The sequence below is a fragment of the Salinisphaera sp. G21_0 genome (genome assembly GCF_017744115.1).
GTDB lineage: Bacteria > Pseudomonadota > Gammaproteobacteria > Pseudomonadales > Endozoicomonadaceae > Endozoicomonas.
In genome coordinates, this window is sequence record NZ_JAGHQW010000039.1 from 15155 (window position 1) to 39507 (window position 24353).

A 24353-nucleotide genomic window follows, 5' to 3' on the forward strand; every position below is an offset into this window, starting at 1 on the left:
GTATAACTCCGATATGGATCATGTTGAATGGGAATCACAAAACACACAAAGAGCACAAAGGAAAAGAAAAGCTCTTCTTCGTGCTCTTTGTGTCCTTTGTGGTTCAAAAATGAATGGATAGTTGCTTAATATTTACCGTAAATGTATCAGCTATCAATCGACGTTTATTTGCGTTTCTTATTCTCACTGCACTGCCAGCTTTGAGTGACTGTGCCATTTTCAAACGACTCAATCTCCACATCAAACTGCCAGATCCTGTGTATATGCTTCAACAGCTCGTCGGTCTCTTTTCCCAATGGTCGACCTTCATGCTGGTAATGACGGAGCGTCAGCATGCGGTCGCCCCGGACATTGACATTATAAACCTGAATGTTGGGTTCCCTATTACCCAGGTTATACTGAGCGGCCAGTGACTCACGGATGGCCTTATAGCCTGTTTCATCGTGAATGCTGTCCACCTCAAGATAAGTGCGGGACTCATCATCCAGAATTGAAAACAGTCTTAAATCCCGCATCACTTTGGGTGACAGAAACTGCAGGATAAAGCTTTCATCCTTAAAGTTTTTCATGGCAAAGTGAACAGTATCCAGCCAGTCGCTGCCGGCAATATCCGGAAACCACTCCCGGTCTTCATCGGTAGGGTTTTCACAAATACGACGAATATCCATAAACATATGGAAGCCGAGGGTGTATGGGTTGATGCCACTGTATTGCGGGCTATCAAAAGGTGGCTGATAGATAACGCTGGAATGGGAGTGAAGAAACTCCAGCATAAAACCATCGGACACCTTGCCCTCGTTGTACAGCTCATGCAGAAGGTGGTAATGCCAGAAACAGGCCCACCCCTCATTCATCACCTGAGTCTGTTTCTGAGGGTAGTAGTATTGGGCAATTTTTCTGGCTATTCGCAACAGCTCCCGCTGCCAGGTTTCCAATAACGGTGCATTCTTTTCCAGGAAATAGAGCAGGTTTTCTTCCGGGTCTTTAGGAAAGCGCTCTTCCTGTTCCTGCTCATCTTTCTCAACCTTTGGAATGGTGGTCCAAATGTCGTTCAGAGTCCTCTGGATATACTCCGCCCTCTCTTCCTGCCGGGCCTGTTCCTGCTCAGCGGATAAGGGCCGGGGCCGTTTATATCGATTAACCCCCTGATTCATTAATGCATGACAGGCGTCGAGTATTTCCTCAACCGCCTCAATGCCATACTTCTCTTCACATTCCGAAATATAATGTTTAGCAAATAACAGGTAGTCGATAATAGACTCGGCATCGGTCCAGGTTTGAAACAGATAGTTCCCTTTGAAGAATGAGTTATGACCATAGCTGGCATGGGCTAATACCAGCGCCTGCATGGTCATCGTATTTTCTTCCATTAAATAGGCAATGCAGGGATTTGAGTTGATCACAATTTCATAGGCCAGCCCCATTCTGCCCCGTTGGTAGTTTTGCTGGGTATGAAGAAAGTGTTTACCAAAACTCCAGTGGTTATACATTAATGGCATACCCGTTGAGGCATAGGCATCCATCATCTGTTCAGAGCTGATAATCTCAATTTGATTCGGGTAGGTTTCAAGGCGGAAGCGATCAGCAAGACGGGCCAGTTCCCTGTCGTATTCCTGAATCAGCTCAAACGTCCACTCCGGCTCACTGGAAATCAACTGGCTGCTCATGCATTTTCCTTTTTTTCAAACAGTTTACGGAAAACCGGGTAAATATCACTGGGCGATTTAATCTGCTGCATGGCAAAGTGATCTTTAAACTTCTCCGCTACACTCTGGTACTCACGCCACAAATTCTGGTGGGCACGGTCGGTAATTTCCACATAACAGTAATACTGGACCTTTTGCATAATCTGCTCGGTGAGAATCTTGGTGCAGACACTGGAATCCCCTTCCCAGTTATCACCGTCCGATGCCTGGGCAACATAAATATTCCAGTCCACCGGGCTGTAACGCTTATTGATCACATCACGGGTCATTTCCAGGGCACTGGAAACAATGGTTCCCCCGGTTTCCCTGGAATAGAAAAAGTCATCCTCATCCACTTCTTTTGCGGCTGTATGATGACGGATAAAGACCACTTCAATCTCTTTATAATTACGCTGCAAAAACAGATAGAGCAGAATAAAGAAGCGCTTGGCCATGTCTTTGATGTCCTGAGTCATGGATCCGGACACATCCATCACACAAAACATAACGGCCTTATTACTGGGCGAAGGCACTTTGACCATGTTGTTGTATTTCAGGTCAAAGTCATCAATAAATGGTAGCCTTTTCAGCTTGGCATTCAGCTCTTTTATCCGTTCTCTTAACTCAACAACTCGTTGCTGATTCGTTTCATCCGGGCTGACTTCCATTTCCCGGAGCTCTTTTTTCAGTGCCCGTATCTCCCGACGATCACCGCCGGATAAGGCAATACGACGAGCATGGGCTGAACGCAGGGAACGCACCACATTCAGACGGTCCGGAGAGCCTGCTGTCGTATACCCTGCCTGTCGAATCTTGAATTCCGTCATATCCTCCAGCTGTTTCCGAACCAGGTTTGGCAGCTCAAGGTTATCAAACATATGTTCCAGGAACTCATCATGATTGATCTGGAAGCTGAATTCATCCATCCCTTCGCCGCTGTTGCCAGCCTTGCCCTTACCGCTTCCGGAGCCACTGCCGCCCGATGGCCGCTTGATACGATCACCACTGACAAACTCCTTGTTGCCCGGATGAACCTGCTTATAACGCCCACCCTGACCGTGGCGGAATACCGGCTCAGAAAGATCTTTTCGGGGAATGGTGACTTCGCTGCCAGAAACCACATCAGTAATGGAGCGTTTATTTACAGCATCAGACACTGCTTTCTTGATATGCTTCTTATATCTCTCAAGAAACCGCTGGCGATTGACGGTACTTTTATTTTTTCCATTCAACCGTCGATCGATAATAATACTCATGAACACGCTCCTTGTGTGCCCTTTATGACAAACAGGGCGAGAATCCATTCGCCCTGCCTCTCTACCCGGACGGCAGTTACTGCGACTTGCGCACCCGGATATACCATTCAGCCAGCAACCTGACCTGCTTCTCGGTATACCCTCTCTCTACCATGCGCTTAACAAACTCATTGTGTTTGCGCTGATCTTCCTGACTGCCTTTGGCATTGAATGAAATCACCGGAAGCAGGTCTTCCGTATTGGAGAACATTTTCTTCTCAATCACGGTGCGCATTTTTTCGTAGCTGAGCCAGCTCGGGTTTTGTCCATTGTGATTGGCCCTGGCCCTGAGCACGAAATTAACGACTTCGTTACGAAAATCTTTTGGATTGGCGATACTGGCCGCTTTCTCGATTTTCTCCAGCTCATCATTGATTGCCGAGCGGTCGAGAATATCGCCAGTTTCAGGGTCACGATATTCCTGATCCTGAATCCAGAAGTCAGCATAGGTGATGTATCGGTCAAAAATATTCTGTCCATACTCGGAGTACGACTCAAGATAGGCAGTCTGAATCTCTTTGCCCAGGGACTCAATGTATTTGGGTGCCAGGAACTCTTTCACATAGCGCAGATAACGTTCATGCACCTCTTTCGGATACTGCTGCTGCTCAATCTGCTGCTCCAGTACGTAGAGCATGTGCACGGGGTTAGCGGCAATTTCCGTAGGGTCAAAGTTGAATACCTTGGAAAGAATCTTGAAAGCAAAACGGGTAGACAAACCTTCCATGCCTTCATCAACACCCGCTGAATCCTTGTACTCCTGTAGTGGCTTGGCATTGGGGTCGGTATCTTTCAGGTTTTCGCCATCATAGATCCGCATCTTGGAATACACATTGGAATTTTCCGGCTCCTTGATACGCGACAGGACCGTGAACTTAGCCAGCATTTTCAAGGTATCCGGTGCACAGGGGGATTCCTTGAGCGAGCTGTTGGCCAGCAGCTTTTCATAAATATGAATTTCTTCCGTCACCCGGGTGCAGTAAGGCACCTTGACGATGTTCACCCGGTCAATAAAGGCTTCATTGGTCTTATTATTCCTGAATGACTGCCACTCGGATTCATTAGAGTGGGCAAGAATAATACCGTTATAAGGAATGGCACCCATACCTTCGGTACTGTTGTAGTTTCCTTCCTGGGTAGCGGTCAGCAGCGGGTGGAGTACCTTGATGGGAGCCTTGAACATTTCCACAAACTCCATCATGCCCTGATTGGCACGGCACAGTGCGCCAGAGAAGCTGTAGGCATCAGGGTCATCCTGAGAGTATTCTTCCAACTGTCGTATATCCACCTTGCCCACAAGGCTGGATATATCCTGGTTGTTCTCATCGCCGGGTTCGGTCTTGGCAATACCCACTTGATTCAGAATACTGGGATGCAGCTTCACCACTCTGAACTTGGTGATATCACCGCCAAACTCATTTAACCGCTTAACCGCCCATGGTGACATGATGCCGCCCAGGTAACGATTGGGAATGCCATATTCTTTTTCCAGAATGTCGGCATCTTCATCAGGATTAAACAGATTCAGAGGCGACTCAAAAACCGGTGAACCTTTTATCGCGTAGAACGGGACTTTCTCCATCAACGCCTTCAGCTTTTCAGCCAGAGAAGACTTACCGCCACCCACTGGCCCCAAGAGGTAAAGTATCTGCTTCTTCTCTTCTAACCCCTGGGCAGCGTGCATAAAATAGGAAACGATCTGCTCAATCGCCTCTTCCATACCATAGAATTCACGGAATGCCGGATAACGCTTAATCAGTTTATTGGAAAATATACGACTGAGCCTTGGGTCCCTTGAGGTATCCACCATCTCCGGCTCACCAATGGCCATAAGCATGCGCTCAGCCGCATTGGCATAGGCAGAAGAATCCTGCCTGCACAGTGCCAGATACTCTTCGATGGTCAGCTCTTCCTGCTGGGTTGATTGAAATCTCTGCTGATATGTATTGAAGATGTCCATGCCTTCACCCACCTTTGTCTGCTTGATTTCCTGAAATCATTACCAGGAACGTTTGACCGATAGCTCATCTGGAAGCTTAACCTTCTCAAATACGCTATCGGCAGAGTCAGAACTTTGACCACATTTTTTTATAACTTTTATCGAGCAGGTCTGAATGCCAGAAAAGCAGTTCATACTGATCAACAATGCTATAGAAAAAGGTGACATAAAATGCCTGTCCGACAAACCAGAGAACTCGGTGTCATGACCGGCAAAAGCGGGATACGAACATTCAGTCGAAAAAATCTGGCCTACATTGATGCACTTTTCATAACAACAGTCTTATAACAACGGACTTCCTTGCAGCATGCTGGCAGAGATATTATTCTTCATCGCTCGCAACTTCTGATGGTCTCGCACTTAGCCTTTTCGTCCTGGAAAAGCTGCCCGACAGGCATGGCACTATTAACACAGCCCTGCTTTTTTAACAGCAAGCTGATAGCGCATTTTTCTTTGCCCCAGAATTTATAATGTGGATTTTTAACTACTTCTGCAACTGTTGAATCATTGCATGGAGGAAACGTGTTGCTTCACCACCCGTTGCTGCGCGGTGATCAAACGACAGTGACAAAGGCAGGGTACGGTGGCTCTCAGGCTTGCCATCAACGCTGACGATTTCTTCCCTTAACCTGCCAACACCGATAATACAAACGGTTGGCGGCACAACAACCGGTGTCGCATATTTTCCGGCAAAGACACCAAAATTACTCAGCGTGATGGTTGCCCCCTGAAGCTCTGAGTTTGGCAGACTTCTGTCTTTCACCCCTTCCCTGAGCTTATTGATACTTTCACGTACTTCTTCTTTCTTCATTTTTGCCACATCACGCATCACCGGAACGAAGAGTCCCTCTTCACTATCTACCGCCAGTCCCAGGTCAACAGCATCGTGAAGCTGACGGCTCATGGAAGCGCCATCAAACCAGGCATTAAGCGCAGGCTCCACGGCACTGGCATTGGCAATCGCCTGAATCAGACGAACGGTGATGTCTTCTTTATCATCCCAGTGATCAATATCCACATCATCAAACAGCGTTACCTGGACGACGGAAGCATGAGACTCTGCCATGGTGCGGGCCATATGCTTGCGGACACCTTTCAATGGCTCTGGATGTTCCAGGGGATAGGAAATGGCAGTTTGTGCAGCGGTTCTATGATTGGTCACCGCAGCAAGGTCCACCTGAAATTGCTCAGCCAGTGATTGCAGTCCACTTTGAACCATGTGAGTTGAAGACGACGATTGCATCTGGCCATCCGCTGGTGAACCAATAATAAAAGCATCATCGCTATTGGTGCTGGCATCATCAATGGCCAGTTTACCCACTACCGTACCGCTATCTTCCTCATCGGTTACAAACTCCACCAGCGGGGCTCCGGTAAGAATAGTGTCACCAGGTTGACCACAGAGACGGGCAATCACTCCGGTGCAGGGTGCGGGAACTTCCACAACGGCTTTGGCTGTTTCGACAGAGACCATAGGCTGGTCTTCCCTGATGCTATCCCCTTCTCCCACGTGCCATTCAACAATATCGGCTTCAGGTATACCTTCCCCTAAATCGGGTAAATTGAAAAAACGCATGAATGTACCTTTTTATTATAAAAATACCGCCTACTTCTGGTTTTGCAGTCCTACAGTTCTGGCAGTATTTGCCGCTCAGGGCTATTGAAATAATGATTCCGGTATTAACAAATGATGGTTAGTGTCTGGCAAGACTCTTGATCGATGCCCTGACAATATCATCGACCTGAGGCAGATAATGGTCTTCCATCCTGTAGTAGGGCATTGTCGTATCAAAACCGGTCACCCGTTCAACGGGTGCCTTCAGATCATCAAATGCCCTTTCCATAAGACCGGCAGCAATCTCGGCCCCCACACCAAAACTCCGACAAGCTTCATGAACGATGACACAGCGTCCGGTCTTTCTGACTGACGTCAGAATTGTCTCCATATCAAGAGGCTTGATGGTAGCCACATCAATCACTTCTGCAAAAATGCCATGACCCTCCAGAATGTCGGCTGCCTCCATTGTTTCACGAACCGATGCCCCCCAACTGACCAATGTGACATCTTGCCCGACTTTTAACGTGAAACAGGTGTCCAGTGGCAGAGGGTCACTGGCAGCATCAATTATCTGTTTACTTGCCCGGTAGATACGCTTTGGCTCCAGGAAGATAACCGGATCCGGTTCATTAATGGCAGCACGTAGCAAACCGTAGGCTCTGACCGGTGACGATGGAATAACCACTCTTAACCCCGGAATATGGGCAAACAGTGCTTCCGTGCTTTCCGAATGATGTTCCGGGGCATGGATACCTCCGCCGAAAGGAGCCCGCAGCACCAGGGGACACGCCAACCGCCCCCGGGTTCGGTTTCTCATGCGGGCTGCGTGGCAGATTAATTGTTCCATTGCCGGAAAAATAAACCCCATAAACTGTATTTCCGCTACCGGTTTCATCCCCTGGGCAGCCATACCCACACTGATACCGGCAATCAGGGTTTCCGCCAGCGGAGTATCCATCACCCGCTTGAGGCCATATTTATCCCGCAGCCCCTGGGTTGCCCGAAAGACACCACCATTGACCCCAATGTCTTCGCCAAGCAACACAACATCCGGATCATTGTCCATAGCATGATCAAGCGCCAGGTTGACGGCCTCAACCATGGTCAGTTTGTTATCCATTGAGATGACCTCCGGCTGATTTCATGTTTTCCTGACGCATCTGTTCTCTGGCAAGCGCCTCGTTTTTCTGCTGCTCCAGTTGGGCTGGCATATTCGCGTAGTGATAATCAAACAGGTCTTCAATAGCAGGCAGCGGAGTGTTCAGGTAGGTTGCCACGGCCTGCTCAATGATACGGTCAGCCTCATCTTTTAAAGCCTGTTCTTTGCGCTCATCCCACAACCCCCGGTGATGCAGGAAGTTACGGAGCCGCTTGATGGGTTCTTGTTGCCAGGCATCCTTGAGTTCTTCACTGGCGCGGTAACGGCTGGCATCATCGGCCGTGGTGTGATCGCAAAGCCGGTAGCTGACCGCTTCTATTACGGTAGCGCCTTTACCCTGGCGAGCACGGTCAATAGCGGCGCTGACCACTTCATGAAGGGCAATGACATCATTTCCATCAACTTGGTAAGACGGCAGGCCAGCGGCCAGCCCTTTCTGGGCCAACGTCGGTGCACCGGACTGAATTTTTCTGGGAACCGAAATCGCCCACTGATTGTTGTTAATGATATAAACCACGGGCAGCTGCCAGGCACCGGCCAGATTCACGGCTTCGCCAAAATCCCCTTTCGAGGTAGCGCCATCACCCAGTGCACATAAGGCCACTTGCAACGGGTCACCGGCCTCGTGGCGGATTTTAATGGCGGTGGCGATACCTGCCGCGTGGCCAGCCTGTGTCGCAATGGGGACACAATTCGGCAGATCCTGACCCCAGGCCGGACTGGCACTCCCGCGTTCATCACCACCCCAGTAGAGCATGACATCACTCAGAGCAATGCCACGTCGCATCAACCCCGGAAGATCCCGGTAATAAGGAATCAGAACATCTTCTTTTTCCAGCAGGGCAGCACACACCGTGCTGATGGCCTCCTGTCCAAGACAGGAAGGGTAAGTGCCCATCTTACCGGTCCGCTGCAATGCCACCGCTTTCTGATCTGCCTGCCGGGCGGTCACCATGGATCGGTAGTAATCAATGAGAATGTCTTGATTACTGACCCAGGCTGGCAGTCGTTTGATGACTTCGCCTTCAGCATCCAGAAACTGCTCCATGGCGAGGGAAGGGTTTGCTGTTAAATCCATTTCTGTTCTCCCTATGCCGTCAATTGTGAAGAGTTATCACCATGCACAATGGCTTCGGCCATCTGGTCAGCAATAACACTGGCGGGTAACCCGGCCTGATTCTGTCGGCTGAAAATCTCTAACAGGGTGTCATGAATGCCACGGAGGCGACGGTGCATATCACTCTGACTGCTTTGCAGGTAAGTCATGGCCACAAAAATCAATCCACCGGAATTAATCAGGTAGTCCGGGGCAAAGAGAATGTCACGGTCGAAGAGGGCAATACCGTCTTCCTCAGTCAGCAGCTGGTTATTGGCTGAGCCGGCAACAGCAGCACACTGTAACTTGCCAATGGTGTCGCTATTGAGGATGCCGCCAAGGCCACAGGGGCTGAACAGATCGCAGGGCACCGAATATATGTCATCCGGTGCAACCACTTTGGCACCGAACTCCCGGACACACTGATCAACACGATCCTGATTGATATCGGCAACAATCAATTGAGCCCCATCGTTAAACAGTCGCTGACAAAGGGCATAGCCAACATTACCCAGCCCCTGAACAGCAACCCTTAAACCTTTCAGATTATCTGGCAGAGAAGGATGAGCTTTAAGGCAGGCAAGCACTCCATAATAAACCCCTTCAGCGGTAAAAGGTGCCGGGCTGCCACCGGATGAAGTACAGGTCACATGGGCTGACTGAGTAGCAATGGTGTCCATATCCGCCACCGTTGTGCCACTGTCCATAGCCGTTGCATAACGACCGCCAAGCTCATTGAGAAAACGCCCGAACGCTTTGAAAAGCGCTGTCCGGTCATAGTCTCCTTCCGGTTCCATAATGACCGCTTTGCCGCCCCCGAGATCCAGACCAGCCAGTGCTGATTTGTAGCTCATACCACGGGCAAGGCGAATGGCATCAGTGATGGCTTCGTCAGGGGAAGAATAGGGAATGATTCGACACCCACCGAGGGCTGGACCTCTGCGGGTACTGTGAATAGCGATGACGGATTTGAGGCCGGATTCTTCATCAAATTTGCAATGAAGATCGTTGATACGCGCCTCGGCAATCTGTCTGAACATGACGGGATCCCTCCGTATGTTGCAGAGCAGCAGGCTCTGGTTTAGTGCCCTGTCTATCGGCATCCCGGGGTTAGGGCAAGCTGGCAGACGTGGCTATTTATTGTTGTTTTGTATGGTAGAACTTTAATCACAGTCAGCGGTTAACGTTCTATCAACAACCAGGCTTTCTGATAACGCCTTATTCGATTACAGAGGAAGTTAAGTCCTGTTGTCAACAGTCAATAAGTTTTAGGAAACGTCATGCTCTGCCGCCATTGGCCGCTATTTAAATCAACTAATTGACTTAAAATCTCACCAGCCATAAAGCACGTTTTCATAAAAACCTGTTTTGGCAAAACAGGTAAAAGATGCATTTTGAAAACAAAAGGTGATAACTTAGTTCTTCCTTCCCTCTAATCCATGGAGGCCAAAATGTCGCAAACACAACAAGAAAAGCGTCGATTTCCCAGAAAAACACTGGAAAAAACCGCAGAAGTGCTGGATAACGACACCGGTCTGTCTATCGGCATTCTTGAAGATGTCTCAAAAGGAGGATTCAGCATACTGACCAATCAGGGTGTCAGGCCATCAGAAACCCGGAATGTCACACTGATCTTGCCAGGGCCACAGGAAGGTGCTTATCGAGTATCCATGAGTGCAGAGTGCGTCTGGTGTCAAACCGTCAGTGAACAGGCTGATTTCGCCGCAGGTTTTGTTTTACGCAGTATCGAAGATCAGGACGAAGTCGCATTGAACTACTACATAAGGGATTATCAGGTAGCGGGCGAACTTCAGGAAGGTTAGATACCTTTCTGAAGCTGATCAGAGTAGAAGTAAACACTCACAAACAATCTTAAACAAGCCAGGAAACAGTTAATCTGCAATTGGCAGGCTGAGCGTTTCCTTGAGTTCTTCCATCACGATATAGCTCTTGGACTCCCTGACCCCTGGCAACTTCAGAAGAATATCCCCTAACAGCTCACGGTAAGAGGCCATCTCTGAAATCCTGGCTTTGACCAGATAGTCAAAGTGACCAGAGACCAGATGGCACTCCAGCACGTTTGGCAGCTTGATGACCGCTTTGCGGAAGTCATCAAAGATATCAGCGGATTTGGTATAGAGGCTGATTTCCACAAACACAAGAAGCCCTGCCTGAAGATACTTCGGGTTCAGGCGTGCGGAATAGCCCTGGATAATGCCTTCCCTTTCCAGGCGCTTGACCCGTTCCATACACGGCGTCGTACTCAGCCCGACCTTATCCGCCAGCTCTACATACGATATACGCCCTTGCTCTTGCAGGGTACGGAGAATATTACGATCGATACGATCCAACTGGCGAACAACTTCTTTTCGGCTTCTCATGATTTCAGTCGTTTATTGACAATGCGTGTTCAGGCACTAAGAAAAGTGGAACACAATAGCATAAGGGATTAGTGAGCTTTGTATTCATCTTTTTTAGGACAGATCCTGATTAAGACAACCGTTATTCTAATATCTAATGGGTAAATCACCTCCCCTTCTAGCAGAGGGAGGTTAGGGTACCAATGATGAATCTGCAAGTGAGGATTACTAATATCCTCCATCAGGGTTTATCGCAAAATCATTTTCAATCCCTGCATTTTTATGGACAATGCGCGGGCTTTTCACTTCCTTGAGGGTTTGAAGGCTCTTTTCATAAGCAAAGAACCCATGGTCGCCACAAGCGAACCTGAGTTTCTAACGATAAACTTATGTCAACAGAACCTATTAAAGCACACTCACCGGGTTCTACCCTGTTCTTTATATTCCGGGCTGGAGAAAATTTTAGATGAGTACAGCATCTGCCTCCCCGAAACATTCCCCAACGCCGTCGACGCTTTCGACACCTGCGACAAAAAGTCGCTCAGGCAATGAGATACTGGTCAAAATCGACCAGGTCACCAAAAAGTTCGATGACGTTATCGCTGTTGATAATGTCAGTCTGAATATTAAAAAGGGTGAGATTTTCGCACTGCTGGGTGGCTCCGGATCTGGAAAATCCACATTACTGCGGATGCTCGCGGGCTTTGAAACACCGTCTGAGGGCAAAATTTTCCTGGATGGGCAGAATATTACTCACCTGCCACCGTATCTGCGCCCCATCAATATGATGTTTCAGTCCTATGCCCTGTTCCCTCATATGACCGTGGAGCAAAACGTGGCATTTGGATTAAAGCAGGACCGCCTGCCCAAAGACATCATTGCCCATCGTGTTGAGGAGATGCTGACACTGGTACATATGCAAAAGTATGCCCGCCGTAAACCCCATCAGCTTTCTGGTGGCCAGCGCCAGCGTGTGGCCCTGGCGAGAAGCCTGGCAAAGCAACCAAAGTTGCTGTTGCTGGATGAGCCCATGGGTGCGCTGGATAAGAAGCTGCGCAGCCGCATGCAGCTTGAGGTTGTGGATATCATCGAAGAGGTGGGCGTCACCTGCATTATGGTGACCCATGATCAGGAAGAGGCGATGACCATGGCCGAGCGCATTGGCATTATGGATGCCGGCTGGATTGTTCAGGTGGGTACCCCTATCGATATCTACGAAAACCCCAACAGCCGCATGACCGCCGAATTCATTGGCTCCGTCAATATGTTTGAAGGAGAAATCACCGAAGAAGAAGCGGGTTACGTCATCATTCAATCGCAACAGGTGCAACAGCCGATCTACATTGGCCACGGTATCATGGCACCACTGGAAGACCGCAAAGTCTGGATTGCCGTGCGTCCTGAAAAAACCATGGTGACCCGGGAGCAACCGGAAGGGAACTACAACTGGAGCAAGGGTGTGGTACACGACATTGCCTATCTGGGAGGACATTCGGTTTATCATATCCGGCTTCCGTCGGGCATGACTGTACAGTCCAACATGGCGAATGTGATCCGGACCGCCGACAACCCGACCTGGGGTGATGAAGTCTATATCAGCTGGGATGATGACAGTGGTGTCGTCCTGAATAGCTGATCAATCACCGCTAACCTTATTCAATATTTTTCGTGTTTAAGAACAGTCTGAAGGCTTTCCATTGGCTAAAAGCCGAAGGCTTTCTATTTTGTAAACTATTCAGGCTTACCGTCGTACATGTAAGCCACTGGTAACGGATATTGTGTGGAATCTGTCATGTCCAACCTGTTAACAAAAGGTGCCTCCGCGATAGCGTGTGGACCAGAGAGGCTAAACGCCTTAAGGGAGCTGTGGGGACGTCGCCTCGTTCTTGGCGTCCCCTATCTCTGGCTACTGTTATTCTTTCTTGTCCCCTTCCTGATTGTGGTCAAGATCAGCTTTTCATCGGCAGAAATTGCCATTCCGCCCTATTCGGCCATCTTTGAGTACTTTGATGAAGTACTGACACTGAATTTAAATCTGGGCAACTACCTGTTCCTGGCCGAGGATGAGATGTACCTGCAGGCCTATCTGACCTCGATCAGGCTGGCCCTGGTTGCTACCTTTTTCTGCCTTCTACTGGGCTATCCCATGGCCTACGCCATGGCTCAGGCACCGGGAAGAAAACAAAGTTTCCTGCTCATGCTGGTGCTACTGCCATCATGGACCTCATTCCTGATCCGCATATACGCCTGGATGGGAATACTGAAAAATAACGGGTTATTGAACAACCTGCTGATGTGGTGTGGCCTGATTGACCAGCCCCTGCAGATCCTGAACACCAACATTGCCGTTTATATAGGCATCGTTTATGCCTATCTGCCCTTTATGGTGCTCCCTATTTATGCCAACCTGACCCAGCTGGACAAATCACTGCTGGAGGCGGCCAATGATCTGGGCTGTCGTCCATGGGAAACCTTTTTCAGGGTTACACTGCCACTGTCCATGGGTGGCATTGTCGCAGGCTGTATGCTGGTCTTTATCCCTGCCGTGGGTGAATACGTGATTCCTGAGCTGCTGGGTGGGCCTGAGAGCCTGATGATCGGTAAAGTGCTCTGGCAGGAGTTTTTCAACAATCGTGACTGGCCGCTGGCCAGTGCCCTGGCCATGATCATGCTGTTGATCCTGTGCTTGCCCATCGCCTTCTTCAATCGCCAGCAGGCGAATCAATTGGAGGCCAGCCTGTAATGACGCTTTCTACAGAAACAGGAACTGAACGCACAAGCGCCCTGGGAAGAATCAAAACACCGGGTTTTTCCACCATCATGCTGATACTTGGGCTGACCTTCCTCTATCTACCCATGTTTATCCTTGTGTTTTACTCCTTTAACGCTTCACGACTGGTGACCGTCTGGGCGGGCTTCTCAACCAAATGGTACGTGGAGCTGTTTCAGGATGAACAACTGATGGGCGCGGTATGGATCAGCTTGAGAATTGCTTTCTATAACGCATCCATGGCGGTCATTCTGGGTACTGTGTCGGCTTTTGCCCTTGACCGCTTTGGCAAATTCCGTGGCAGAACCGCCTTCAACAGCATGTTGACGGCTCCCCTGGTGATGCCCGATGTGATTACCGGCCTGTCGCTGCTGCTGCTGTTTGTCACCATGGCCGACCTGATCGGCTGGCCCATGGAACGGGGCATGCTGACCATCTGGATCGCCCACGTCACCTTCTCCACCGCTTATGTGGCTGTTGTCGTTAGTGCCAGGTTGCGGGAGGTAGATCGCTCTATTGAAGAGGCGGCGATGGATCTCGGTGCAACACCACTGCGGACGTTCTTTCTGATCACGATTCCAACCATTGCCCCATCGTTAGCCGCTGGCTGGTTACTGGCGTTCACCCTGTCTCTGGATGATCTGGTGATTGCCAGCTTTGTCTCCGGCCCGGGCTCGACCACTCTGCCAATGGTGGTATTCTCTTCGGTGCGCCTGGGGATCTCACCGAAAATTAACGCCATGGCGACACTGATTATTCTGGTGGTCTCTCTGGCAGCCCTGTTTGGCTGGTGGTTTATGCGCCGCTCAGAAAGGGAAAGAAGGGCCAGCCTGGAAAGGTTTGGCACCAGTTAGCATGATAATCAGAAGCCGGATCTACTCCGGCTTTTTAATTCGTTCCTCAACTTTTACCAGACCCGGATGCTCCGGGACTGTCCCGACGTGCATTTCTGCTTGACGTCCTCACCCCGAAAGCCTGAGTCACACTCAGTCTGGCTACATCAAGCTCGTGCGACAAGAAACGCCTGCTCCCTGGATGGCCTCTGCCCGAACCCGTTGTCGTTTGTGTAAAAGCATCACCCGGCATCAACGACACCTCGCCTTTATTTATCGACAAAATAGAGTTTTGGCAGCGTCCCTTGCCTGGCCATCGATAATACCTTAGGATCTGAATAAACCTGCTTCAGTACAGCTTTGAGTTCACTATCTGTAGCCCCTCCAAGCTCATACAGTGGGAACACCAGCCTTTTTTCCGAAGCAGCGTTGATGATTAACGTTACCAGCTGCTGCGAAAACCCACTTATATCCGTTACTTTTGGAAAGAGCACCGAATGAATTTTCTGGCAGCCTTTAAAGCCCTCAGTCTCTTTATATAGCCATGCCTCACATTGATAGTACCCCTTGCTATTGAAGGTAGCCTGACCACCGTCCACGATCATATGCTCTATATAACCCTCTCTGGCCCCCCCCTGAAGCGCCACATCAGTTTTCAGCAGATCATCAGGTTTCTGCACGGCATTTACCAGTGAAAATGGCTCACTATTGCCATAGTATCTCCGAGCAAAGCCAAGCACCCCAACCGGATGACTAAACAGCCTGGCAGCGCTTTTTGGTATGGGCGAATCGGCTGGTGTTGAAACCCGGGATTGAGGCTGAGACCTTGAGGGCACTGCTGGTTCAGATCTGACCGCTCCCGATTGGGCTGCCTGGAAATAAGAGGCGGTTTTCTTTGGGATTGCACCATGTCCTACTGCAAGCATAGTGCCAGAAACACCTGCCGGGTGGGTACCGACAGGTGTTATACCCGTGGGTAAATGTACCGGTTTAGCCGCGTTCAGGCTCTTGAAAGCTTTAATAAAATCGTCGTGTACTTCCTTATCCTTATTATTCTTATTATCCCAACCCACGAGTATTAATTTGGGTACTTTGGATAACTTCTGTATACGAGGATCCTGATAAGCCGCATGGAGCGCACGGGCCATATCCTCACCACTGCCACCAAAAATTGCACAGCCTATAAAACAACTGACAATGGTATTGCTGCCATTGTCACTGGCTCCAAGGAGCAGTGAAACAAAAGCATTGGTGAAATCCCGCTGATATTTTTCTACCCCTACACCAGAACGGTTAACACTCAAATCATAATCTTTCTTATTTGGGGCAACCACGTTATGAATATGCTGGCAATGGCGCAAACCACGGGTGGAATCAGTGGCATATCCATAGGGCCCGGTGGTATAACACTTGCCAGTTCCAACCTTATGAATACTGGTATCGTGGTTAAATTGAGCGCCAAGATCACTTGAAAATTGTCCTGCGACACCCCCGCTATGTCTCATTTCACGATTTGCAGCATTGACCAGATCGAATGGTTTTCCTTGTTTCGAGAGTTCTCTGGCACGACCAAACATACCTTTATCAGGGTGCATTGCTATTTCCAGCTGATTAGGAAACAGCTCTGTCGATGCCTTGTCAGCACGGCCTGTGCTTGCTGCCGTGTTAATTGCCGTGGCCACAGCCGCGGAGCTGCTCATTGCAGCGGGCGTTGTTACACTGCGAACCGGTGAACCTGTTGCAGAATTGCGTTGAGCCAGCACATCCCAGCGACTTGCAAAGTCTCGGCATGCTGTCCGGTCACTGGCTGCAGAAGACCTGCCCACCAGAATCAGTTCTGGTGCTTGCCTGCCTGTTGATTCAAATTTAGCCTTGGCTTTCGAAATCGCTTCTGCCAAATCTTTTCCTGTGCCACCCGCAAGGCCGCAACTGAGCAGAGGGCAGTAAATCCGAGATAGTTCCGGGTGGACATCAGCCGCTTTAAATAACTCAAAAAACGTTTTTTCAAGCTTTTCTGCAAACCTCCCATCATTCGCTAAAGGAACCAACACATTGTGAACCGCCCGGCAATTATTGAGATCAGATGGTTTGTCACCACGAATACAGTCATAAGTAAAACATTCACCGTGATTGATAAGATTCCCGGGCTGCTGAGACACCTGAACATAGTTACTATTGTTGCCACCAAACTTTTCTTTGATAACCTTTGCAATACCTCTATGAAATTGCATGTTCAGGTCCACAGAGTTCACTATCCCATAGGGGACAAGGTCATCTTTACGCTCTACCCATCTCAATAATCCCTCATTACAAGTAACCAGTGTTACCCTGCCAGGCAATCTTTGTTCAGTCTCATTAGCCAGATTGATATAATATCGTGACACATCCTCTTTTTTGACAACCTTTTTGCCAACTATATGCCTAAGGGATGGATACTTTTCCAGTTGTTTAAGCAGGCAATCATTATCAACTTTACGAACTGCTAGCCCAAAGACCAGCTGTTGCCATTCTTCATTAATGCCACACTCCTTCATATTAAGAGAACTGTGTCTCACTACCCGAGCACAGAATGTTTCAATGGCACCATCCATTTCAGCCTCCTTAAATTATCGTGAAATTAGTATTGATTTGTGCAATCAAATTAAGGGCAACTGTAGACCCAATAATTGAGTTAGACTGAAAATCGGTAATATAGTTCCAAAATTAGCAAGCATTTTCTCTCACGCGATTCCTGGCAGGTAAAGTGACTGGTATGAGTTTCCTTTATTTTTCAAGTATTACCGGAAGCCGCTGATGACTTAGGGCTCGTTCTCCTGTAGCTTTCTGCAACAATGACATAGTGGCCAGAAACAGGGAGAACAAGACGTGTGTTCACACCTCAAATATGTTTATGAAATATCCGGGTTAGCTGCTGTGTGAGCCATTTTGATCCATCAGCGTCAGCGGTAAAGGTTCCTGAACAGACTCAACAGACCTTGCACCAATAGCCTTTTTACAGGCAAATACACAACACACCCCTGCGGCATATACCATTAAACCGGTCAGGGCACCGTAGATGACATTAACTTGTGTATCAACCTCATTCGCCTCCAGCCCCCGGGAGTGGGAATAGAGAAAACCACCGCCCACACCACCACTAACCATCAGAACATATCCACCCAATAACCCGACAGTAGAATTCAGACAACAACGCCGCCCAAATGCAGTCACTCTCGAAGCCAGGGTAGCCGAAGCTTCATTGGCCCCGCTGGGTTGAGCAGCCTGTGGATATACGATACCTCCGGAAACGCCGTTCACTGACCGGTCACCTCGTGATTTCACCTGCAAATTCCCGTGACAGGCATAGCCGGTCTTGAGAATTGGTAATCTGACTTTTTATAAAAAGCAGAGCGTGGACAGCCTTTAAATCGAAAAGTTCCAAATTGATGTTAACCCGGATACTTCATAAACTGCCCCGAATCTCGCGCCGGACTTTGTCGCTCTATGGGATTTTGTGAGGAAGCGCTGTACCGGGGAGCACGGTCGACTGAACAAAACTCCCTCAGAGCGGCAAAGGACAAGCAAGAGCGGGAGCACGTTTATGAAATATCCGGTTTAACTACTTAGTCAGCCCATTAATAAATGTGTCCCAATCGAACTCATCATCATTAATTAATTTTTTATTAAAATGTGCCTTTCTCAGTCTGCCCGGGTGGATTCTATTATTTTCAATCATGTTAGCTAATGAATCCACCTTGTCAGCTTTATCTTCAGTTTTTATTACTTTCTTAACTTGTAATGCAATGTGTAAAAAAGACAAAGCAAATGTTGTGGCATATTTCTCACCTTTTAAACTCATTCTGTTATTAATATCTATCGCTAATGAACAAATATGTGCTGTAAACAAGACATCTTCTGGATCTAACTGCACATTTTTGACTGGTAAAACCTCAGTTTCCGTCATCACTTCAGCAATTTTACCGGGCTGTAGAGGATTGCATGTAGAATCTAACTGCTCATCTTTGACTGACAAAACCTCAATTTCTGTCATCATTTCAGCAACTCTATCAGGCTGCAGAGGATCATCTGTAGAATCTTCCGGTCGTTTGTGCTCAGTTACCGATGAATCACCCTTGGCGAGCATGCATAGTTGTTGAAATAATTTAACAAAATCGTATGGTTGATAGTCATTAATGCCAAAAATATTATTTATGATAAGTCTTGCCGGCCCCGGAGATAGGGCTACAGATGGTATAAGTACATTAAGATGCTGATCAGTTTTAATCTTTTCATCAATATCAAAAGGGTATTTTTCTGCTCTTTGTTTTAAATCATCAAACCTTTCAAGCATTCTTACTTTTGGTTTATTTTTAAAAGCCATTTTTACTAAAAGATCGTCCGATCTAAGAGAAAGGTAATTATCCACATTGATTGAGCTAAAGGCAAGAAAGTCCTTCAAACTAAGGTGTTGGGCAATTTTAAATTTTAATTCCTGGGAGAATGGCAAATAATTGTTTTCTGCAGGCTCTGATTTCACCTTTCGTAACGGGGTGAATATATTAGCTGTTGGATTTTTTACAAATTCACTTGACCTATGATACTCAGAAATATTGGCAAAACTATCAACAATGGCATTTTCAAAATTCATACTTATGCCTACATTTCTGCAATTCCATATTGGTTTGATCATCAGATTGGGAAAAAGTTCCGCTTCGAATTGATCAATGAAAATCCTGAGTCAAATCCCCACTTCATCGCCAGTTTTATTTTTTGCTGGATACCCTAAAAAATAGATCGTGGACAGCCTAAAGATCGGAAAGTTCCAGTTTTTTATTCTTCTTTATTCGCAGATAATCAATAAACTTTTCCCAATCAAACTCGTTCTTATTTCTTAATACTGATTTAAAATAATAAACTTCACTCAGATTAGCTATTATAATTTCATTATTTTCAATCATATTGGCTAATGTATGTAGCTTCTTATCTTTTTCTTCAATACTTATCAGTTGGTTTACTTTTGATGCAATCTCTATAAAATATAACGCACGAAGTGTAGCACCTTCAGTTTTTTTACCGTATTTTAAACTCATTCTGTTATTAATATCTATTGTTAACGAACAAATATGTGCTCTAAAAAAGACATCCGTTGAATCATCATTGGCAAGCGTACATAGACATTGAAATAATTTAACAAAATTAGCTGATTGATATTTATAGTATACAGGATCTTTCTTTAAGATAAGTCGTGCAGGCCCGGGAGATGTGGCCACAGGCGGTATTATTGCGTCATGATTCTCATTCAATTTAATTGGCCCATTAATTTCGAAGGGATATTGTCGTGCTTTTTGTTTCAAATCATTGAGTCTTTCAAACAATACTACCTGCGGTTCATTTTCAAGAACTCTTCTTACCAAAAGGTCGTCCGATCTAAGCGAAAAATAATTATCAACATTGATTGAACTAAAGGCGATAAAGTCCTTCAAATTAAGATATCTGGCAATTTCAAACTTTAAGTCGTGACTCAATGGTAAATAATTATTTCTTGCAGGCTCTGAACTTACCTTTCGTAACGGACTGAATATATTGGCTGTTGGATTTTTTACAAATTCACTTGACCTTTGATAATCAGAAAAACTGACAAAACGATCAATAATAGCATTTGCAGCGTTCATGATTATGCCTTTACTTTTTTCCCTTCCTTCAGAGCATAGGTTTGGGAAAAAGTTCCGCTTCAGAAATTTGCAAATAGCATTGGTATCAGATCTCCATTTGATCAAAATCCAGTTGCTCAGGGATGAGAATGCCGTGATATAGCACAGGAACACGGTTCAAATTGCAAAGCAGCTGATAAGGAATAGTACCTGCACCCTTTGCCACCTCATTAATGGGCAAGTCATCTCCCCACAGGATGGCACGGTCCCCTATCTGCACATCGGACAAATCGGTTAAGTCCACCGTCAGCATATCCATGGATACTCTGCCCACCAGCGGTACACGGCAGCCGTTAATATACACCGGTGTACCATTGGCGGCATGGCGGGGGTAACCATCTGCATAGCCAATAGCCACCACACCGATCCGGGTGGTTCTCCGGGCGATCCACTGACTGCCATAACCCACGGAACTCCCGGCAGGGATGGTTTTGATGCTGATGATGGCTGAACTCAGTTCCATCACCGGTTTTATTGTTTGCTGGATATCATGAATTTGCGCAAATGGAGAAACCCCATACAGCAGCAGACCAGGACGATTCCACTCACTCTGCACTTCTTTCAGGGCAACCAGCCCGGCAGAGTTACAGAAACTGCGCTCACCAGGCAGGCCATGGGTATAAGTATTGAACGTTGTCAGCTGCTGTTGTGCATGATCACTGTCCGGCTCGTCGGCACAGGCGAAATGACTCATCAACACAATGTCTTTGACAAAAGGGAGGTCATTGAGTTGTTCCCACACTTTGCGGTACTCATCAGGAGCAAAACCAACCCGCCCCATACCGGAATCCATTTTCAGCCACAGCCTTACCGGATGTTTGGGACGGTGGGCGACTAATGCATCAATCTGATACTGATGATGGATCACCGTATCCAGACGATACTGGTCAATCATTTCCAGTTCTGAAGGTTCAAAGAAACCTTCCAGCAGCAGTATGGGTTGTTTGATGCCAGCAGCACGAAGTTCCAGGGCTTCCTCAATAAAGGCAACGGCAAACCCGCTGGCAATATCCGCCAGCGCGGTTGCACAGGCTGTTGCACCATGGCCATAGGCGTCTGCCTTGACCACTGCCATCACCTGACCATTACCAGTGCCCCTGGCAGACAGTTGTTGGATAATACGATAATTATGACGCAGTGCATCAAGATTTATCTTTGCTGTTGCTGGTCGGCCCATGCCTTTTGAGACTCCCCCGGAAATGCCAGTTAAGGGCAGCATCCTATCAATTAATAACTAACAGCTCTTTATGTGTTTATCGAAATCATTATATTGAATAAATAATACCCTTTGATCGTATTTATCCATAGCTTTGATTGCTTTTTAATCTTTATTAGACCGTAATAGTCCACTGAACAGAGTCAGTTTCTCAGTGAAAATGCAGACGTCATTGGGAATAGAGATTAAGGAGCAACCTGTAGCTGCAGGTGCTCCTTCAATGAGCTGGGAATAAAACTATTCTGCTTTTTTTCCGGGATCAGCCATAGTCCGAAACCGGGCGTCCATGGCAGCGAGAATACTTCTGGCTAAACGACCAATACCAGGTTTCTGACCATCAGCATAAGGAATTGGACGACAGAGCGCCATGGCCCTGAGCCCCATGCGGGCGGAATAGATACCGACGCCAACCCCGCTGGCAGCCTGGGAGCTGACCACGCCAAGCAACCGGTTGGAAGTAAAGTCTGATAGCTGATCAGACAGCAGTTCTGTAGCACCAGCCAGCACCATCTGTTCCAGAACCATGGTTAACAGGTGGCTACGGGCAGGCAATGAAGGCCTGACACCGTAGACCTGACAGATCTCATCGAGCATCCGGATACTGCGCCAGACCGACAGCAGCATATCAACAGCGGCAAATGGGCTGAGAGCCACCATCAAGGCGACTTGCTGGCTATGTTGTGAAATACAGGCAAGTGCCCGCTGGTCCAGTGTCTGGAAAAAATGGCTATCCAGGTAAGCCAGCAGCTCGCTGTCATCACTGTAATCCGGCATCTCAGACAACACTTGTTCCAGCAGCATCTGCTGGGGCTTACCCTGATAGAGCTTACTCAACTGCCCGGTCCATTGGCTGGTTAATACGGTCGTTCTCTGGCCTCGAAACTGTGCAGCCTGCGCCTGTAGTTCGGTGATCTGTCGAAAGTCCCGTTGATACAGGAAAAACTCCACCACGGCTTTAACGACAGTGACCGCCAGGGCCAGAAAAAGCAAGGCAAACACTAAGGCCAAAGACCAATGCAGTTGATAGAGAAAAAGGCCCAGTTCCACCGTTTGCCAAAGCACCAATATCAACAGCAGGGTCAGAAGCCCGTAACATGCCGACCTGATAAAGCGCAGTGGTTTGGCAGCCAGCTCAGGTCCCTGCAACACCGGATCCTGGAAACCATCACTGATGGACTCCGGAGTCTCCAGGGGTTGCTCTGGTTCCAGAGGGATAAAGTATGGATCGTGATGTCGGGTCATGAAAACCGGTCTCCCAGCAGATCATTAAGAATGCTATCCAGACGAATATGGGGTAATCGGCCACCAGCGACCAACTGCTGCCCCCCGGGCGGCATCAACCGGCGCAGTTGCCATTGGCCCAGAGCCTGCCAGTCATCCAGCGCCGGAATCTGTTCCGGAATATCCGGGTGCAGTATCACTCCCGGCCCCTGCTCCGTCATCCCCTGCAAAGCCTGGTGTCCCTGATAATCGATATATGTCGTTGAGCGAACGGCGGCAACCGCTTCACAGCGGACATCCGTCGCATTAAACGCCGCTCTGCGCCTGGCCTCCTGAACCAGGTTTGCCGTCAGCCCTCGCACCGCTTCATGCTGGTCAGGCAGCACCTGATCAATTTTACTGGCGGCAAAAACGACCCGGTCGATTCGTGGCTGAATTAATCGTCTGAGCAGGCTGTTGCGCCCATAATCGAAACTTTGCAGTACCTGAGTCAACGAGAAGCGAAGATCATCAAACGCTTCCTGGCCACGGTTCAACGACTTGAGCACATCCACCAGCACCAGCTGTCGATCCACCTTCTGAAAGGTATTTTGATAAAAGGGTTTGACCCGGGTTTCCAGGTAACGCTGATAATGCCTTTCACACACTTTGAATAAAGAGCCCTCCACCGCTTTCTCCAACTGATCTTCTGAACAGCCAATAATGGCCAGCAGGGGGATAAACGGCAGTTTACTCTCTTCACCTGAAGGTGCGGCATGCAGCCAGCGTCCGGGTTGAATCATGGTCAAGCCCGCCTGCTGACAAGCCTTGAGAAAGGTCAGTTGTTCCTGCCACAGTACTTGCAGTTCCAGCTCGGAAATGGTCTCCAGAGGATTAATGGACTTCAGCTTTTCGATAAAACTCTGGCCAACAGACCGGCGCATGGCACTGTCAAAAAGGGCGTGACATTGCCCACACCAGGCACGGTAATCCATAGACAGTAGCGGCAGATCCAGCAGCCACTCCCCCGGATAGTCACGAATCTCCAGATAAAGACGACTGATCCCCGGTTTTCCCCGGCGAAATAACCCGGGTGGATGACGGAACTTGATCTCCAGCAGGCAGCCAGACTCATCCCTTGTAGCTTCCGGCCACCGCCCTCTCGACAAAGCGTCAATACCCCGGTGATAAGGAAACAGTGTGACACCATTCAGAGCGGACAGCTTTACCCCCAATAACCGATCCTGCAGAACCGGGGGGAAGGCAGCCAGAAGGGCATCAGGATAGTGCTGTAACTGATGAATAAGGCTGGTGATCAGGGTAGTTTTGCCACTGCCACTGAAGCCGGTCACTCCCAGTGTCATTCGCCGGTTAAGCAGCCGGTCGACGCCATTTTCCAGGGAACTGGCTGCTGACCTGGCAAAATCCACCGCTTTATCTTGTCCAATCAGCAAAGACTGCTTCACCTTGTTCTTTATTGGTTTCATTGAAC

Annotated in this window: 19 protein-coding genes; 4 read left to right on the forward strand and 15 right to left on the reverse strand. The window is 48.2% G+C overall.

The window, feature by feature from the left end; all coding sequences use genetic code 11:
• Window positions 1-164 precede the first annotated feature (164 nt).
• The 7 genes from J7439_RS17315 to J7439_RS17345 all read right to left on the reverse strand — a co-directional run bounded on the left by J7439_RS17315 (window position 165) and on the right by J7439_RS17345 (window position 9832).
• On the reverse strand, window positions 165-1667 hold the full coding sequence (locus J7439_RS17315; RefSeq protein WP_209203211.1) for a SpoVR family protein: 1503 nt from the start codon (window positions 1665-1667) through the stop codon (window positions 165-167).
• On the reverse strand, window positions 1664-2941 hold the full coding sequence (locus tag J7439_RS17320; protein WP_209203212.1) for a YeaH/YhbH family protein: 1278 nt from the start codon (window positions 2939-2941) through the stop codon (window positions 1664-1666). Before J7439_RS17320 ends, J7439_RS17315 begins: the two co-directional genes overlap by 4 nt.
• A gap of 76 nt (window positions 2942-3017) precedes the next feature.
• Entirely contained in the window at window positions 3018-4940 is a 1923-nt protein-coding gene (locus J7439_RS17325; protein ID WP_101748262.1) for a PrkA family serine protein kinase, read from the reverse strand.
• A gap of 523 nt (window positions 4941-5463) precedes the next feature.
• Entirely contained in the window at window positions 5464-6555 is a 1092-nt protein-coding gene (locus J7439_RS17330; protein WP_209203213.1) for a dihydrolipoamide acetyltransferase family protein, read from the reverse strand.
• 118 nt (window positions 6556-6673) lie between these two features.
• Window positions 6674-7657, reverse strand: coding sequence for an alpha-ketoacid dehydrogenase subunit beta (locus tag J7439_RS17335; RefSeq protein WP_209203214.1), 984 nt, complete (start codon window positions 7655-7657; stop codon window positions 6674-6676).
• Entirely contained in the window at window positions 7650-8774 is a 1125-nt protein-coding gene (gene pdhA, locus J7439_RS17340; RefSeq protein ID WP_209203215.1) for a pyruvate dehydrogenase (acetyl-transferring) E1 component subunit alpha, read from the reverse strand. Before pdhA ends, J7439_RS17335 begins: the two co-directional genes overlap by 8 nt.
• Window positions 8775-8785: 11 nt before the next feature.
• Entirely contained in the window at window positions 8786-9832 is a 1047-nt protein-coding gene (locus tag J7439_RS17345) for a Leu/Phe/Val dehydrogenase (protein ID WP_209203216.1), read from the reverse strand.
• Between the two features lie 411 nt (window positions 9833-10243).
• Here J7439_RS17345 and J7439_RS17350 point away from each other — a divergent pair, with 411 nt between their 5' ends.
• A complete protein-coding gene (locus J7439_RS17350) occupies window positions 10244-10615 on the forward strand; it encodes a PilZ domain-containing protein (protein WP_209203217.1) in 372 nt (123 codons plus the stop codon).
• Between the two features lie 69 nt (window positions 10616-10684).
• On the opposite strand, the gene lrp is transcribed toward J7439_RS17350, so the two are convergent.
• On the reverse strand, window positions 10685-11173 hold the full coding sequence (lrp, locus tag J7439_RS17355; protein ID WP_020582577.1) for a leucine-responsive transcriptional regulator Lrp: 489 nt from the start codon (window positions 11171-11173) through the stop codon (window positions 10685-10687).
• A 445-nt stretch (window positions 11174-11618) separates the two neighbouring features.
• Here lrp and potA point away from each other — a divergent pair, with 445 nt between their 5' ends.
• The 3 genes from potA (at window position 11619) to J7439_RS17370 (ending at window position 14776) form a co-directional block, all read left to right on the forward strand.
• Complete coding sequence (gene potA, locus J7439_RS17360; RefSeq protein WP_209203218.1) at window positions 11619-12788, forward strand: polyamine ABC transporter ATP-binding protein; 1170 nt, start codon at window positions 11619-11621, stop codon at window positions 12786-12788.
• A 156-nt stretch (window positions 12789-12944) separates the two neighbouring features.
• The gene (locus tag J7439_RS17365) at window positions 12945-13895 is read left to right on the forward strand and encodes an ABC transporter permease subunit (RefSeq protein ID WP_209203219.1); all 951 of its coding nucleotides are present in this window, start codon (window positions 12945-12947) and stop codon (window positions 13893-13895) included.
• A gap of 77 nt (window positions 13896-13972) precedes the next feature.
• Window positions 13973-14776 carry an ABC transporter permease subunit gene (locus tag J7439_RS17370; protein ID WP_209203243.1) on the forward strand — a complete coding sequence of 268 codons (804 nt, stop codon included), beginning with the start codon at window positions 13973-13975 and terminating at the stop codon, window positions 14774-14776.
• A gap of 248 nt (window positions 14777-15024) precedes the next feature.
• Here J7439_RS17370 and J7439_RS17375 read toward each other — a convergent pair whose 3' ends face one another.
• From J7439_RS17375 to J7439_RS17405, 7 genes are all read right to left on the reverse strand, one after another.
• The gene (locus J7439_RS17375; protein WP_209203220.1) at window positions 15025-17346 is read right to left on the reverse strand and encodes a macro domain-containing protein; all 2322 of its coding nucleotides are present in this window, start codon (window positions 17344-17346) and stop codon (window positions 15025-15027) included.
• A 313-nt stretch (window positions 17347-17659) separates the two neighbouring features.
• A complete protein-coding gene (locus J7439_RS17380; protein ID WP_209203221.1) occupies window positions 17660-18076 on the reverse strand; it encodes a hypothetical protein in 417 nt (138 codons plus the stop codon).
• 277 nt (window positions 18077-18353) lie between these two features.
• Entirely contained in the window at window positions 18354-19382 is a 1029-nt protein-coding gene (locus J7439_RS17385; RefSeq protein ID WP_209203222.1) for a hypothetical protein, read from the reverse strand.
• Window positions 19383-19539: 157 nt separating this feature from the next.
• The gene (locus J7439_RS17390) at window positions 19540-20406 is read right to left on the reverse strand and encodes a hypothetical protein (RefSeq protein WP_209203223.1); all 867 of its coding nucleotides are present in this window, start codon (window positions 20404-20406) and stop codon (window positions 19540-19542) included.
• A gap of 85 nt (window positions 20407-20491) precedes the next feature.
• Complete coding sequence (gene alr, locus J7439_RS17395) at window positions 20492-21622, reverse strand: alanine racemase (RefSeq protein WP_209203224.1); 1131 nt, start codon at window positions 21620-21622, stop codon at window positions 20492-20494.
• Window positions 21623-21898: 276 nt separating this feature from the next.
• On the reverse strand, window positions 21899-22903 hold the full coding sequence (locus J7439_RS17400; RefSeq protein WP_209203225.1) for a YcjF family protein: 1005 nt from the start codon (window positions 22901-22903) through the stop codon (window positions 21899-21901).
• Window positions 22900-24348 (reverse strand): YcjX family protein, encoded by a 1449-nt coding sequence (locus J7439_RS17405; RefSeq protein ID WP_209203226.1) that lies wholly within the window; start codon window positions 24346-24348, stop codon window positions 22900-22902. The genes J7439_RS17400 and J7439_RS17405 overlap by 4 nt, the downstream gene beginning before the upstream one ends.
• Window positions 24349-24353 lie beyond the last annotated feature (5 nt).